Genomic DNA, 14974 nt, shown 5'->3' on the forward strand with positions numbered 1-14974 from the left:
CTAACGTAGCGCCTTTATTGGTGCCACCCCCTCCCGCAGGAGCTTTGCCATGGCCTCGCCAGCCTCTATTTCCCTCATCCCCCGGCTCGGCCTTGCCGCCACAGTAGCCAGTGTGCTCGGTTTGAGCGGGTGCCAGACCTGGAATACCCAGGATTCGGTACCGCCCACTTCAGGCGTGCAACCGCTCAAGGGGCTGGCGCAGAACGTCTCGGTCCGGCGCAATGCCATGGGCATGCCGCTGATCGAAAGCAACAGCTTCCATGACGCCCTGTTCACCCTCGGTTATGTCCACGCCAGCGACCGCATCACGCAGATGGTGACCCTGCGCCTGCTGGCCCAGGGGCGGCTGGCGGAAATGTCCGGCGCCGAGCGGCTGGAGGTCGACCGCTACATGCGCGCCGTCAACCTGAAGAAGAACGCCGACGAGCTGTACAAGGCCTCTTCGCCACGGCTCAAGCGGTTCTTCGAGGTCTACGCCCGTGGCGTCAACGCCTACCTGTTCCGCTACCGCGACAAGCTGCCGTCGGACCTGGCCGCCAGCGGATACAAACCTGAATACTGGAAACCCGAAGACTCGGCGTTGATGTTCTGCCTGCTGAATTTCAGCCAGTCGGCCAACCTGCCGGAAGAAATCGCCAGCCTGGTGCTGGCCCAGAGCGTCAGCAACGACAAGCTCGCCTGGCTGAGCCCGTCCTATCCGGATGAGCAATTGCCTTTGGCCGAAGCCGATAAACTCCAAGGCATCCGGCTCAACGGCCAGGTGCCGGGCCTCGCCGAAATCAGTAAGGCCACCGGTCAATTGGCCGAGCTGAACCTGTTGAACGTGGCGTCATCAAGTAACTGGGCCATCGCCCCGCAACGCAGCCGCAGCGGCAAGAGCCTGCTGGCCAGCGACAGTCACGGACCGCTGGTTGCCCCGTCGCTGTGGAGCCCGGTGCAGATCCGTGCGCCCAAGTATCAGGCCGCCGGGGTGTCGGTGGCGGGTATTCCGATGATCCTCGCCGGCTTCAACGGTAAAGTCGCGTGGAGCATGACCAGCGTACTGGGGGACAACCAGGACCTGTTCCTGGAAAAAATCCGACGTCAGGGCAATGGTCTGTCCTACGAGGTCAACGGCAAATGGCAGCCGGCAACGGTGCGCAACGAAACCTACTTCATCAAAGGTCAGCGGCCGATTCGTGAAGCGGTGTTCGAGACCCGCCACGGCCCGCTGCTCAACAGCGCCCAAGGCCCGGCTATGGCCAACGGTTTCGGCCTGGCCTTGCAGACGCCGAGCTTCAGCGACGACAAGACTCTGGACGCGTTCTTCGACCTGTCCCGGGCCCAGAGCGCCGAGAAAGCTTCCGATGCCAGTCGGGAAATCCGTGCCCTGGCCGCCAACCTGGTCTTTGCCGATGCCAGCCACATCGGCTGGCAGGTCACCGGGCGCTATCCGAACCGCCGTGAAGGCGAAGGCCTGCTGCCGTCGCCGGGCTGGGACGGCCGCTACGATTGGGACGGTTACGCCGACCCGATGCTGCACCCCTATGATCAGGACCCCGCCCAGGGCTGGCTCGGCACCGCCAACCAGCGCGTCATTCCCCACGGTTACGGCATGCAGCTCTCCAACTCCTGGGCCGCACCGGAGCGCGGCGAGCGCCTGGCCGAACTGGCCAATGCCGGCAAGCACGACAGCCGCAGCCTGACCGCGATGCAATATGATCAGACCACCCCGCTCGCGGCCAAGCTCAAGAAAGTCTTCGAAGCGCCCGGCATGGCCCAACCGCTCAAGCAGGCAATCGACGGACTGCCTGCGGCGGACCGGGCCAAGGCCCGCGAAGCCTATACCCGCCTGATGGCCTTCGATGGCCGGCTCAGCCCGACCTCGGCCGACGCGGCGATTTATGAGCTGTTCCTGCAAGAAAGCATGAAGCAGATTTTCCTCGACGAACTGGGCCCCGAGAACAGCCCGGCCTGGAAAGCGCTGGTGGCCAACGGTCAATTGTCCTACTCGGCCCAGGCCGATCATCTGTTGGGTCGCGAGGACAGCCCGTTCTGGGATGACGTGCGCACCCCTCAGAAAGAAGACAAGGCCGTGATTCTCGCCCGCAGCCTGGTTGCGGCCATCAATGCCGGCGACAGCCAGTTGGGCGGCGACCACAAGGCTTGGCAGTGGGGAAAACTGCACAGCTACGCCTGGAAAAACAGCAGTGGACAGACCGTGCGCGGTCCAGTCGCGGCCGGTGGTGACGCCAGCACGCTCAATGTTTCGGCGTTTGCCTGGGGCCAGGACTTCAATGCGGTCCAGGCGCCGTCGATGCGCTTGATCGTGGACTTCGGCCAGCCTGAACCGCTGTTGGTCCAGGGCGGCACCGGCCAGTCCGGCAACCCGGCCAGCCCGAACTACGTCAACGGCATCGATCCGTGGATCAAGGGCCAATATCAGAACCTGCCGCTGCAACCGCAGAACTTTGACCGGGCGTATGGCAAGACGCGGTTGACCTTGGTGCCCGGCAAATAATCGCAACCACAATCCTGTGGCGAGGGAGCTTGCTCCCGCTCGGCCGGGCTGGCGCTCCAGCGCGCAGCGTCCGCAAATGAGGGGCTGCTACGCAGCCCAGCGGGAGCAAGCTCCCTCGCCACAAGGACTCAAGCGCACCTGGGATCAGGGTGTAACAACAGAATCCTTAACCCTTTGGGCGCAACCCAATAGAACTTCTCCCCCCGCCCTCGCCTCTACCTGACAAGCCCATCGCCACGGTTGTTCGCATGGACCTTGTCATTGCCCGCCCCGAAGGCCTGTATTGCCCGCCGGGGGATTTCTACATCGATCCCTGGCGCCCGGTGGAGCGCTCGGTCATTACCCACGCCCATGGCGATCATGCCCGTGGCGGCAATCAACATTACCTGGCCGCAGCCCCCGGCGAGGGGATCCTGCGTTCGCGACTCGGCCAGGACATCAACCTGCAGACCTTGCCCTATGGCGAGCGCCTGGTGCATCACGGCGTGACCTTGAGTTTTCACCCCGCCGGCCACGTGCTCGGCTCGGCCCAGGTGCGTCTGGAATACCAAGGCGAAGTCTGGGTCGCGTCAGGGGACTACAAAGTCGAGCCCGACGGGACCTGCACGCCATTCGAGCCGGTGAAATGCCACACCTTCATCACCGAATCCACCTTCGGCCTGCCGATCTATCGTTGGCAGCCCCAGGCGCAGATCTTCGACGAAATCAATCAGTGGTGGCGGGCCAACATCGCCCTGGGTCGGGCCAGCGTGCTGTTCTGCTATTCGTTCGGCAAGGCCCAGCGGATCCTCCACGGCATCGACGAAAGCCTCGGCCCGATCCTGGCCCACGGCGCGGTGGAACCGTTGAACCGGGTCTATCGCGAAGCCGGGGTTCATCTGCCACCGACGATCTACGCCGGCGAGGTGAAAAAGAATGACCCGCTCATCGGCCAGTCACTGGTGATCGCCCCGCCCTCCGCTGGCGGCAGCTCCTGGATGCGCCGTTTCGGCGACTACAGCGATGCCTTCGCCAGCGGCTGGATGCGCCTGCGCGGTACCCGCCGGCGGCGCGGGGTGGACCGCGGCTTCGTGCTGTCGGACCACGCCGACTGGCCCGGCCTGCTCTGGGCCATCGAACAGACCGGGGCCGAGCGAGTCATGGTCACCCACGGTTCGGTGGGCGTGCTGGTGCGTCACCTGTGCGAGCTAGGCCTCGACGCCCAAGGCTTCACCACCGAATACGGCGACGATGAAGAAGACGTCAGCGCCACCGCCCCTGGCGAGGACGCACCATGAAGGCCTTCGCCCAGTTATATGCCGACCTGGACGCCACTACCTCCAGCAATGCCAAGCTTGCCGCGATGCAAGACTACTTTCGTCACGCCGCCCCCGAAGACGCGGCGTGGGCCGTGTACTTTCTGTCCGGTGGCCGCCCGCGACAACTGGTGCCGGTGAAGATTCTGCGGGAACTGGCCGTGCAGGTGTCGGGGTTGTCCCCCTGGTTGTTCGAAGAGAGCTATCAGGCCGTGGGCGACCTGGCGGAAACCATCTCGCTGGTGCTGCCGGAGTCGCCTCACAGTTCAGATGAAGGGCTGGCGCTGTGGATCGAGAAAAAACTGCTGCCGTTGCGCGGCGAATCGCCCGAGGTCCTGGCACAGCGGTTACCGACGCTGTGGGCGCAACTGGACCGGTCGAGCCTGATGCTGTGCATCAAACTCATCACCGGCAGTTTTCGCGTCGGCGTGTCGAAACTGCTGGTCACTCGGGCCCTGGCCGGGCTCGCCAGCCTCGACAGCAAGCGGGTGGCCCAGCGCCTGGTAGGCTACACCGACCTGTCCCACCGCCCGACGGCGGGCAGTTATCTCAAGCTGATTGCCCCCGAGTCCGATGATGAACATGCCCAACGCGGCGGCCAGCCGTATCCGTTTTTCCTGGCCCACGCCCTGTCGCAACCAGTGGAGCAATTCGACGCGCTGCTGGGACCGGCCAGTGACTGGCAAGTGGAATGGAAGTGGGACGGCATCCGCTCTCAGGTAATCAAGCGTGACGGGCATTTGTGGGTCTGGTCCCGGGGTGAAGAGCTGGTGACCGAGCGCTTTCCCGAGCTGCACGGCCTGGCCCAGGCACTGCCCGACGGCACGGTGATCGACGGTGAAATCGTCGTGTGGAAAAGCGCCCGACCGCCGGCCGAAGACGCCTTCGATCCGGATGCGCCTTTGCAACCGACCGTCCAGCCCTTCGCCCTGTTGCAGCAGCGTATCGGTCGCAAAACCCTGAGCAAGAAAGTCCTGGAGGACGCTCCCGTGGTGGTGATGGCCTACGACCTGCTGGAATGGCGGGGCGAGGACTGGCGCAGTCGGCCCCAGGCCGAGCGCCGAGACCAACTGGAGGCGCTGATTGCCCGCGTCCACAGCCCGGTGCTGCTGCCGTCGCCGATTGTCACCGGCGCGGATTGGCTCGATCTCGCCCGACAGCGCGAAGCCTCCCGCAGCCTCGGGGTCGAAGGCATGATGCTCAAGGCGCGTAACGCGTTGTATGGGGTCGGGCGCACCAAGGACATGGGCGTATGGTGGAAGTGGAAGATCGACCCGTTCAGTGTCGACGCGGTGCTGATCTACGCCCAACGTGGCCATGGCCGACGCGCCAGCCTGTACAGCGACTACACCTTCGCGGTGTGGGACAACCCACCGGGCAGCCGCGAACGCACGCTCGTTCCCTTCGCCAAAGCCTATTCGGGCCTGACCGATGCCGAAATGCGCCAGGTCGATAGCATCGTGCGCAAGACCACCGTGGAAAAATTCGGCCCGGTGAGCAGCGTTACACCCACGCTGGTATTCGAACTGGGCTTCGAGGGCATCGCCCTGTCCAAGCGCCACAAAAGCGGGATCGCCGTGCGCTTCCCACGGATGTTGCGCTGGCGCCAGGACAAGCGCGTCGAGGAAGCCGACACCCTGGCGACGCTGCAGGATTTATTAAAATGACGACCGATCGCTCCCCGGCCTGAACCTCCATCAGCACACTGCGTTCATCGCCAGGGACCATCGCCAGGGCATCGACCTCGAACGCGCCGTTGCGACACGTTGCATCTGACATGAAAACGACAGCCTTCAGCGTCAATGAACGGTATCTAATAAATAGTTACCGCGTACGGTCCGGTAAGTTTGTGGAAAACTATGACACCCGTACCGGTGACTTTTCTGACGCCGTAATTGCGTCACTCACATCAGTCACAATAAATAAAACCGACTGGCCCTTTGAAAAAGCGGTGCTAACGTGACAGCAGTTCTCCAATTATCAATTGGCTCTAGTCGTCCAGATCCTGCGCCCAGCCTCTTACGCAACCGTGAAGGGCATAAATCATTCAAGGAACGGACAGCCCCTTCCCGCCAGGGTGAGCCGAGCAAGGCCACCGCCGGTGCGAGGGTGATCCAAGTGAAGCCCAAGGCCCGCCACCCGCACGCGCAAGGGAGCCTGATATGCACGCAGAAAAGCGCTTTCAGTCGCTGGACAGTTTCAGGGGCCTGATGGCTATTTCAGTAATGTTCTACCACTTGCGCGTCAGCGGCAGTTTCACCGAGTGGCAGTTATTCCGCCACGCCGATGTATTTGTCTCGTTCTTTTTTGTCTTGAGCGGCTTTGTCATGACGCACGCTTATGGCAACCCCACGCGGTTTAATTTTCGAAAATTCTTTATAACCCGAACCTTCCGCTTGCTACCCCTGCATCTCGTCATGCTGAGCGTCTTTATATTGTTGGAGTTCGGTAGGTATACAGCAGCGCAAAAAGGCATGGACTTCAACAATCAGCCATTTTCAGGAAAGTTCGCCCCTTCTGAAATCCTTCCGAATGCAATGCTGTTGCAGTCCTGGACACACTTGACCAATCCGCTGTCGTTCAACTATCCGTCCTGGAGCATCAGTATCGAGTACTACACTTACATGCTCTTCGCCTTGATCCTTAACCTCGCTTTCGGCGTCAGGACGTGGGTATGGATGACCGTGGTCCTGGTGGCTCTGGCGTTGATATATACAGGCAATAGCTTCTTCACTGTCGAGTCATTGCGGGGCTTGGCCTATTTTTTTACGGGCTGCCTGGCTTACGCCGTGTATCAGAGGCTTCCCCATCCTACCCCGGCCCACACTGGGCTGCTGACCGCGCTTGAAGTGATGGCGGTGGCAGCGGCACTGGTGTTCGTGATCAATGATTTTGCGGCCAAGCAGCTGTGGGCCAGCCCGCTGTTTGGTGTCGTCGTTGTGATATTCGCCTTTGATCGCGGCGCTGTCTCGCGGTTGTTGGCGCGCCGCAGCTTCGGTTTTCTCGGCAAGTTGTCTTACTCCATCTACCTGACTCATGCGGCCGTTCTGTTTTGCGCGGTCTCGGTGTTCATGGTGGCAAAGAACATCCTGGGGTTTGATGTTGCACCGGTGATCGACGGCACTCGTTACCTGGATCTCGGTCATGCGGCGCTCAATCACCTCGTCGCTTTGCTGATTGCAGGATCGGTAGTCCTGGTGTCCATGTTTACCTACCGATATGTCGAAATGACCGGGCAATCCCTCGGCCGGGCCCTCAGTAGGCCTCGAACGCAGCGGTCCGGCCTGAAGGTCTGATACCGAAGCTTGAAAAACCGTGGCGAACTTCGGACCGCACTGGCGTGCTCATCAAGCGCCTGCGCCGAGGCGCCATTACGGTGCACCTTTTATGACCTGCTCATCCCCGCGCACCATCACGCCCCGCCTGCTGTCCCTAAATTTTTTAAAACGTTTGTTCGGCACTCTGGTTCGGAAATTGCTATCTTTTTGCCGTCATACCGTTCTCGCCTTCACCGGTAACAATACTTACGCGCCACAAGCGCTCATATTGGTTTTAGGGATTGAATAATGAAAAAAGCACTGCTGACCCTTTCCGCACTGGCGTTGTGCATGGCGGCCGGCGCCGCCACGGCCAAGGAATACAAGGAACTGCGTTTTGGTGTCGACCCGTCCTACGCTCCATTTGAATCCAAGGCCGCCGACGGCAGCCTGGTCGGTTTCGACATTGACCTGGGCAATGCGATCTGTGCTGAACTGAAGGTCAAATGCAAATGGGTCGAAAGCGATTTCGACGGCATGATCCCTGGCCTCAAGGCCAATAAATTCGACGGTGTCATTTCCTCAATGACCGTTACCCCGGCCCGTGAAAAAGTCATCGACTTCTCCAGCGAGCTGTTCTCCGGACCGACCGCCTACGTGTTCAAGAAGGGTTCGGGCCTGAGCGAAGACAAAGCCTCGCTCAAGGGCAAGACCGTCGGCTACGAACAAGGCACCATTCAGGAAGCCTACGCCAAGGCTGTGTTGGACAAGGCCGGCGTGAAGACCCAGGCCTACCAGAACCAGGACCAGGTCTACGCCGACCTGACCTCCGGCCGTCTCGATGCTGCCATCCAGGACATGCTGCAGGCCGAACTGGGCTTCCTGAAATCGCCAAAAGGCGCTGACTATGAAGTCAGCAAGCCGGTGGACAGCGAACTGCTGCCGTCCAAGACCGCCATTGGTATCAAGAAAGGTAACAGTGAGTTGAAAGCGCTTTTGGATAAAGGTATCAAAGCGTTACACGATGACGGCAAGTACGCCGAAATCCAGAAAAAACACTTTGGCGATCTGAATCTGTACAGCGGCAAATAATGCGCTGCGCCCATCCGGTTTCGGATGGGCGCTTTTTTCCTGCCAAAGGCTTCTTCCATGTTCGAACAACTCCTACAAAATCTGGGGCTCTCGGCCTTCAGCCTGCAGGGCTTTGGCCCGCTGCTGATGCAAGGCACCTGGATGACCATCAAGCTCTCGGCCCTGTCGTTGCTGTTGAGCGTCTTGCTCGGCCTGCTCGGCGCCAGTGCGAAACTGTCGAGCGTCAAGCTGCTGCGAATCCCGGCCCAGCTCTATACCACCCTGATTCGTGGCGTGCCGGACCTGGTGCTGATGCTACTGATCTTCTACAGCCTGCAAACCTGGCTGACTTCTCTTACCGACTTCATGGAATGGGAATACATCGAAATCGACCCATTCGGCGCCGGGGTGATCACCCTGGGCTTCATCTATGGCGCGTACTTCACCGAGACTTTCCGCGGCGCGATCCTCGCCGTGCCCCGCGGCCAGGTCGAAGCCGCCACGGCGTATGGCCTCAAGCGTGGCCAGCGCTTTCGCTTCGTGGTGTTCCCGCAAATGATGCGTTTTGCCCTGCCGGGGATCGGCAATAACTGGATGGTCATGCTCAAGGCCACCGCACTGGTGTCGATCATCGGTCTGGCCGACCTGGTCAAGGCCGCCCAGGATGCGGGCAAGAGCACCTACCAACTGTTCTACTTCCTGGTATTGGCCGCGTTGATCTACCTGCTGATCACCAGCGCGTCCAACTTCATTCTGCGCTGGCTTGAACGCCGCTACGCCGCCGGAGCCCGGGAGGCCGTGCGATGATCGAACTTCTACAGGAATACTGGCGGCCGTTCCTCTACAGCGACGGCGTCAATGTCACCGGCCTGGCGATGACCCTCTGGCTGCTCAGTGCCGCGCTGCTGATCGGCTTCGTGGTATCGATCCCGCTGTCGATTGCCCGGGTTTCGCCCAGGTTTTACGTGCGCTGGCCGGTGCAGTTCTACACCTACCTGTTCCGGGGCACGCCGCTGTATATCCAGCTGCTGATCTGCTACACCGGCATCTACAGCATCGCGGCAGTGCGGGCCCAGCCGCTGCTCGACAGTTTCTTTCGCGATGCGATGAACTGCACGATCCTGGCCTTCGCCCTGAACACCTGCGCCTACACCACGGAGATTTTCGCCGGGGCGATCCGCAGCATGAACCACGGTGAAGTCGAGGCCGCCAAGGCCTATGGCCTGACCGGCTGGAAGCTTTACGCCTACGTGATCATGCCTTCGGCGCTGCGACGCTCGTTGCCGTACTACAGCAACGAAGTGATTTTGATGCTGCACTCGACGACCGTGGCATTCACCGCTACCGTTCCAGACGTGCTCAAAGTCGCCCGGGATGCCAACTCGGCCACCTTCCTGACGTTCCAGTCGTTCGGAATCGCCGCGTTGATCTACCTGAGCGTCACCTTCGCCCTGGTGGGCCTCTTCCGCCTCGCCGAACGCCGTTGGCTGGCTTTCCTCGGCCCGGCCCACTAAGGGCTTCCGTTTCAGGACACACACGCAAATGCGCCACCAGATTCATGACTTGCAGTCCCCGGTTCCGGGGACCGCACGCAAGATCCACAGCTTTCACTTCGGCCCGGAGCAAGCCGCTGGCAAGATCTACATCCAGGCCTCTCTGCACGCCGATGAACTGCCCGGCATGCTGGTTGCCTGGCACCTCAAGCAACGCCTGGCCGAGCTCGAGGCCTCCGGCCACCTGCGCCACGAGATCGTCCTGGTGCCGGTCGCCAACCCCATCGGCCTGGAACAGGTCTTGATGGACGTGCCCCTGGGCCGCTACGAAATGGAGAGCGGGCAGAACTTCAATCGCCGCTTCGTCGACCTGAGCGAAGAGATCGGCAACGAAATCGAAGAGCTGCTCACCGACGACCCGCAGCACAACCTGATGCTGATCCGCACCAGCCTGCGCGATGCCCTCGCCCGCCAGAGCGCCAGCACGCAATTGCAGTCCCTGCGGCTGGTGTTGCAGCGGCTGGCCTGCGACGCTGACATGGTGCTGGACCTGCACTGCGACTTCGAAGCCGTGGCCCATCTCTACACCACCCCCGAAGCCTGGCCGCAGGTCGAGCCGCTGGCACGCTACCTCGGCGCCGAAGCGTGTCTGCTGGCCACCGATTCGGGCGGCCAATCCTTCGATGAATGCTTCACCCTGCTCTGGTGGCAGCTCAAGGAACGCTTCGGCGAGCGCTTCGAGATTCCCCTGGGCAGCTTCTCGGTGACGGTCGAATTGCGTGGCCAGGGCGACGTCAACCACGGATTGGCGAGCCTCGACTGCCAAGCCCTGATCGAATACCTGATTCACTTCGGTGCCATCGACGGCGAACCGATGCCCCTGCCCGAACTGCCCTACCCGGCCACGCCGTTGGCCGGCGTCGAGCCCGTGGCAACGCCGGTGGGTGGATTGCTGGTCTACAGCGCCCTGCCCGGTGAATACCTGGAAGCGGGGCAACTGATCGCCGAGATCATCGATCCGGTCAACGACACCGTCACCCCGGTCCACTGCCGCAACGCCGGGCTGCTGTACGCCCGTTCGCTGCGCCGCATGGCCACGGCCGGCATGGTGATCGCCCATGTCGCCGGCGCCGAAGCCTATCGCAGCGGCTACCTACTTTCGCCTTGAGGATGCATGTTCCATGTACAAACTGACCATCGAAGGCCTGCATAAAAGCTATGGCCAGCATGAGGTGCTCAAAGGCGTTTCGCTCAAGGCCAGGACCGGCGACGTCATCAGCCTGATCGGCGCCAGCGGCTCGGGCAAAAGTACCTTCTTGCGTTGCATCAACTTTCTCGAACAACCCAACGACGGCGCCATGAGCCTGGACGGCCAATCGATCCGGATGATCAAGGACCGCCACGGCATGCGCGTGGCCGACGACGCCGAACTGCAACGCATCCGCACGCGCCTGGCCATGGTCTTCCAGCACTTCAACCTGTGGAGCCACATGACCGTGCTGGAAAACATCACCATGGCCCCACGCCGGGTGCTGGGCGTCAGCAAGCAGGAAGCCGACGAGCGCGCCCGGCGCTATCTGGACAAGGTCGGCCTGCCGGCACGGGTCGCCGAGCAATACCCGGCCTTTCTTTCCGGCGGCCAGCAACAACGCGTGGCAATCGCCCGGGCGCTGGCCATGGAGCCGGAGGTGATGCTGTTCGACGAGCCGACCTCGGCCCTCGATCCGGAACTGGTGGGTGAAGTCTTGAAGGTGATCCAGGGCCTGGCCGAAGAAGGCCGGACTATGATCATGGTGACCCACGAAATGAGCTTCGCCCGCAAAGTCTCCAACCAGGTACTGTTCCTGCACCAGGGCCTGGTGGAAGAAGAAGGCGCACCGCAAGACGTACTGGGCAACCCCAAGAGCGAACGGCTCAAGCAGTTTCTCAGTGGCAACCTGAAATAACTGCGCTACCCGTGGCGAGGGAGCTTGCTCCCGCTGGGCTGCGAAGCGGCCCTCTGATTCTGGCTGACACACCGCAAGGGGACGCTGCGCGTCCAGCGGGAGCAAGCTCCCTCGCCACCAGAGCCTCGCGTGCCCAGTGCTTTCCTTCGCCAGCGGGGCTACGCCATTAAACCTTTCGCGTTCCTGCGTGGTCACTGAGAGAACACTCCCAGGGCGCACGCGGCAGGCATGGCGACATCCAACGACTTCGCAAGACAATGGTTCAGCGCCCGCGGCTGGAAGCCGTTCGCTTTTCAGAAGCAGGTCTGGGCCGCCGTCAAGCGTGGGGAATCGGGGTTGTTGCATGCCAGCACCGGCGCCGGCAAGACCTATGCAGTCTGGTTCGCCGCCCTCAACCGCTTCGCCCGACACCTTCCACCTGCGGATAAGCCGCGCAAACGCAAACCGCCGGCCGAACCGCTGACGGTGCTGTGGATCACACCGATGCGGGCCCTGGCCGCCGATACCGGCAAAGCCCTCGAAGCACCGCTGGCCGATCTGCAACTGCCCTGGAGCGTCGGCCTGCGCACCGGCGATACCAGCGCCAGCGAACGGGCCCGCCAAGGCCGACGCTTGCCCAGCACGCTGATTACCACCCCCGAAAGCCTGACCCTGATGCTCGCCCGGGCCGACGCGCAAACCGCGACTTCGACCCTACGCATGGTCGTGGTGGATGAGTGGCACGAGTTGATCGGCAACAAACGGGGGGTGCAGTTGCAATTGGCCCTGGCGCGCCTGCGCCACTGGAATCCCGGACTCATCGTCTGGGGTGTGTCCGCCACCTTGGGCAATCAGGCCCATGCCGAACAGGTGCTGCTGCCCCAAGGCAATGGCGTGAGCGTGCAAGGGGCCAATGGCAAGGAACTGCTGGTCGACACGCTGTTGCCGCCAGCCCTCGAGCGTTTTCCCTGGGCCGGACACATCGGCCTGAAAATGCTGCCCCAAGTGGTGGCAGAGATCGACGCCAGCAGCAGTTGCCTGGTGTTCACCAACACCCGGGCCCAATCGGAAATCTGGTATCAGGCGATCCTCGAGGCGAGACCCGACTGGGCCGGGCTGATCGCCCTGCACCACAGCGCGCTGTCCCGCGAGACCCGCGACTGGGTCGAAAGCGCCCTGAAGGACGGCCAGCTCAAAGCCGTGGTCTGCACCTCCAGCCTGGATCTGGGCGTGGACTTCCTGCCAGTGGAACGCGTGCTGCAGATCGGTTCGGCCAAGGGCGTGGCGCGCCTGATGCAGCGCGCCGGGCGCTCCGGTCACGCGCCGGGACGCGTCTCGCGAGTGACCCTGGTGCCAACCCATAGCCTGGAGTTGATCGAGGCCGCCGCTGCCCAGGACGCCGTGGCCCAACGGCGCATCGAACCTCGCGAATCACCCTACAAGCCCTTGGACGTGCTGGTGCAGCACCTGGTCAGCATGGCCCTGGGTGGCGGTTTCGTTCCCGAGGAACTGTTTGAAGAAGTGCGCGGCGCCTGGGCCTATCGCGACCTGAACTCGGCCGAATGGGCCTGGGCCTTGGCCTTCGTGCGTCACGGCGGCCTGTCGTTGACTGCCTACCCGGATTACCGGCGGGTCGAACCGGACGAGCATGGAATCTGGCGTGTGCCTGACGCCCGCCTGGCCCGCCGTCATCGCATGAGCATCGGCACCATCGTCAGCGATGCCAGCCTGCAATTGAAGTTCTGGAGCAAGGGCGGTGGCGGCAAGACCCTGGGCAGCGTGGAAGAAGGCTTTATCGCCCGTCTGCGACCCGGTGACGGTTTCCTGTTCGCCGGGCGGCTATTGGAACTGGTACGGGTCGAAGACATGACCGCCTACGTGCGACGCAGCCAGGCCAAAAAAGCCGCCGTCCCACGCTGGAACGGCGGGCGGATGCCGCTTTCCAACGAACTGGCGGCCGCTGTCGTGGCCCGTCTCAGCGAGGCCGCCGCCGGCCGCTTCGCCGGCCCGGAGATGCAAGCGGTAAAGCCCCTGCTGCTGACCCAGCAACGCTGGTCCGGCTTGCCCACGCTAGACTCGCTGCTGGCTGAAGCACTCAAGTCCCGGGAAGGCTGGCACCTGTTTCTGTACCCGTTTGCCGGGCGCCAGGTGCATCTCGGGCTGGCAAGCCTGATGGCCTGGCGCGTCAGCCAGCAGCAACCGGTGACGTTCTCCATCGCGGTCAATGACTACGGGCTGGAATTGCTCAGCGCCACGGCAGTGGACTGGTCCCGCTACCTGACCCCGCAACTGTTGAGCACCGAACATCTGCTGGCCGATGTGCTCGCCAGCCTCAACGCCGGCGAACTGGCCCTGCGGCGCTTTCGGGAAATCGCCCGGATCGCCGGGCTGGTGTTCGCCGGCTACCCCGGCGCGCCGAAAAGCACCCGCCAGGTCCAGGCCTCCAGCGGGCTGTTCTTTCAGGTTTTCAAGCAGTACGACGCCGACAACCTGCTGCTGGCCCAGGCCGGCGAGGAAGTCTTGCGGGAAGAATTGGATATCCGTCGACTGGAGCAGACATTGGAACGCCTCAACGCGCTGAAGCTGGACCTGCATGTGATCAAACGCCCGACGCCCCTCGGCTTTCCGCTGTTGGTGGAGCGATTCAGGGAAAGCATGAGTTCGGAGAAGCTCGCCGATCGCATCCGGCGGATGGTCAGCGAGCTGGAGAAAACCGCCGATGACGGTGACGCCTGATGCCGGCGCCCTATCCAGTCAATCTGGCCGGTGAGGAACTCTGGCTGCTGCCGGAAAAAGCCCTGTATTGGCCCGCCCAGGAAACCCTGATGGTGGCCGATGTACATTTCGGCAAGGCTGCCGCCTATCGCAGCCTCGGCCAACCGGTGCCCCATGGCACCACGGCCAGTAACATCACAGTGCTGGACGGCCTGCTGGCTACCCTGCCCTGTCGACAGTTGATCTTTCTCGGGGATTTTCTCCACGGCCCCGGCTCCCATGCGACCGGCACCCTGAAAGCGCTTCACGACTGGCGTGGGCGTCATCCGCAGTTGGCGATAACGCTGATTCGCGGCAACCATGACAAACGCGCCGGCGATCCACCGTCGACCCTGAACATCCGCGTGGTGCCGGAGCCGCTGCTACTGGGCCCGTTCGCCGTGCAACACGAGCCCGACCCGCATCCCAGCCGTCATGTGCTCGCCGGGCATGTGCACCCGGTCTATCACCTGCGGGGCAAAGGGCGGGAACGCTTGCGCCTGGCGTGCTTTCGTCTGGGCAGCGAGATCAGCCTGCTACCGGCCTTCGGGGCATTCACGGGCGGTTATCGGGTCGAGCAAGACAACGACTGCAGGATTTTCGTCATCGGCGACGGCGAAATATGGCCCGTCAGCGCCACGCCTTAAGCTGCAAGCGAAGCACCGCGCCTCCTTGCAGC

At 62.5% G+C, this 14974-nt stretch carries 11 protein-coding genes; all 11 read left to right on the forward strand.

The features are described 5' to 3' along the window. The first annotated feature begins 49 nt into the window (after window positions 1-49). Window positions 50-2500: a penicillin acylase family protein gene (locus ACLEJR_RS17205; protein WP_440815316.1), complete on the forward strand. Its 2451-nt coding sequence runs from the start codon at window positions 50-52 to the stop codon at window positions 2498-2500. Window positions 2501-2748: 248 nt separating this feature from the next. Beyond that, window positions 2749-3777 (forward strand): ligase-associated DNA damage response exonuclease, encoded by a 1029-nt coding sequence (locus ACLEJR_RS17210; protein ID WP_440815319.1) that lies wholly within the window; start codon window positions 2749-2751, stop codon window positions 3775-3777. Continuing rightward, window positions 3774-5462 (forward strand): ATP-dependent DNA ligase, encoded by a 1689-nt coding sequence (locus tag ACLEJR_RS17215; protein ID WP_440815322.1) that lies wholly within the window; start codon window positions 3774-3776, stop codon window positions 5460-5462. Before ACLEJR_RS17210 ends, ACLEJR_RS17215 begins: the two co-directional genes overlap by 4 nt. A 495-nt stretch (window positions 5463-5957) precedes the next feature. After that, the gene (locus tag ACLEJR_RS17220) at window positions 5958-7091 is read left to right on the forward strand and encodes an acyltransferase family protein (protein ID WP_440815324.1); all 1134 of its coding nucleotides are present in this window, start codon (window positions 5958-5960) and stop codon (window positions 7089-7091) included. Window positions 7092-7361: 270 nt separating this feature from the next. Then, window positions 7362-8144, forward strand: a complete 783-nt coding sequence (locus ACLEJR_RS17225) for a transporter substrate-binding domain-containing protein (RefSeq protein ID WP_440791059.1) — start codon at window positions 7362-7364, stop codon at window positions 8142-8144. 57 nt (window positions 8145-8201) lie between these two features. Then, window positions 8202-8930, forward strand: a complete 729-nt coding sequence (locus ACLEJR_RS17230; protein ID WP_003198406.1) for an ABC transporter permease — start codon at window positions 8202-8204, stop codon at window positions 8928-8930. Next, window positions 8927-9637, forward strand: coding sequence for an ABC transporter permease (locus ACLEJR_RS17235; protein ID WP_440791061.1), 711 nt, complete (start codon window positions 8927-8929; stop codon window positions 9635-9637). Before ACLEJR_RS17230 ends, ACLEJR_RS17235 begins: the two co-directional genes overlap by 4 nt. 28 nt (window positions 9638-9665) lie before the next feature. Continuing rightward, window positions 9666-10784, forward strand: a complete 1119-nt coding sequence (locus ACLEJR_RS17240) for a succinylglutamate desuccinylase/aspartoacylase family protein (protein ID WP_440791063.1) — start codon at window positions 9666-9668, stop codon at window positions 10782-10784. 13 nt (window positions 10785-10797) lie between these two features. Next, window positions 10798-11562, forward strand: coding sequence for an ABC transporter ATP-binding protein (locus ACLEJR_RS17245; RefSeq protein WP_440791065.1), 765 nt, complete (start codon window positions 10798-10800; stop codon window positions 11560-11562). Window positions 11563-11790: 228 nt separating this feature from the next. Beyond that, window positions 11791-14277 carry a ligase-associated DNA damage response DEXH box helicase gene (locus ACLEJR_RS17250; RefSeq protein ID WP_440815326.1) on the forward strand — a complete coding sequence of 829 codons (2487 nt, stop codon included), beginning with the start codon at window positions 11791-11793 and terminating at the stop codon, window positions 14275-14277. Continuing rightward, window positions 14277-14942 carry a ligase-associated DNA damage response endonuclease PdeM gene (gene pdeM, locus ACLEJR_RS17255; protein WP_440791068.1) on the forward strand — a complete coding sequence of 222 codons (666 nt, stop codon included), beginning with the start codon at window positions 14277-14279 and terminating at the stop codon, window positions 14940-14942. Before ACLEJR_RS17250 ends, pdeM begins: the two co-directional genes overlap by 1 nt. The last annotated feature ends 32 nt before the right edge of the window (window positions 14943-14974 follow it).

The organism is Pseudomonas sp. SMN5 (assembly GCF_052041925.1).
In the GTDB taxonomy this organism is placed as follows: domain Bacteria; phylum Pseudomonadota; class Gammaproteobacteria; order Pseudomonadales; family Pseudomonadaceae; genus Aquipseudomonas.

What these genes read in the sequence shown, in the direction of transcription:
- ACLEJR_RS17205 (WP_440815316.1), top strand. Translation starts at nt 50, where the DNA reads ATGGCCTCGCCAGCCTCTATTTCCCTCATCCCCCGGCTCGGCCTTGCC.
- ACLEJR_RS17210 (WP_440815319.1), top strand. Translation starts at nt 2,749, where the DNA reads ATGGACCTTGTCATTGCCCGCCCCGAAGGCCTGTATTGCCCGCCGGGG.
- ACLEJR_RS17215 (WP_440815322.1), top strand. Translation starts at nt 3,774, where the DNA reads ATGAAGGCCTTCGCCCAGTTATATGCCGACCTGGACGCCACTACCTCC.
- ACLEJR_RS17220 (WP_440815324.1), top strand. Translation starts at nt 5,958, where the DNA reads ATGCACGCAGAAAAGCGCTTTCAGTCGCTGGACAGTTTCAGGGGCCTG.
- ACLEJR_RS17225 (WP_440791059.1), top strand. Translation starts at nt 7,362, where the DNA reads ATGAAAAAAGCACTGCTGACCCTTTCCGCACTGGCGTTGTGCATGGCG.
- ACLEJR_RS17230 (WP_003198406.1), top strand. Translation starts at nt 8,202, where the DNA reads ATGTTCGAACAACTCCTACAAAATCTGGGGCTCTCGGCCTTCAGCCTG.
- ACLEJR_RS17235 (WP_440791061.1), top strand. Translation starts at nt 8,927, where the DNA reads ATGATCGAACTTCTACAGGAATACTGGCGGCCGTTCCTCTACAGCGAC.
- ACLEJR_RS17240 (WP_440791063.1), top strand. Translation starts at nt 9,666, where the DNA reads ATGCGCCACCAGATTCATGACTTGCAGTCCCCGGTTCCGGGGACCGCA.
- ACLEJR_RS17245 (WP_440791065.1), top strand. Translation starts at nt 10,798, where the DNA reads ATGTACAAACTGACCATCGAAGGCCTGCATAAAAGCTATGGCCAGCAT.
- ACLEJR_RS17250 (WP_440815326.1), top strand. Translation starts at nt 11,791, where the DNA reads ATGGCGACATCCAACGACTTCGCAAGACAATGGTTCAGCGCCCGCGGC.
- pdeM (WP_440791068.1), top strand. Translation starts at nt 14,277, where the DNA reads ATGCCGGCGCCCTATCCAGTCAATCTGGCCGGTGAGGAACTCTGGCTG.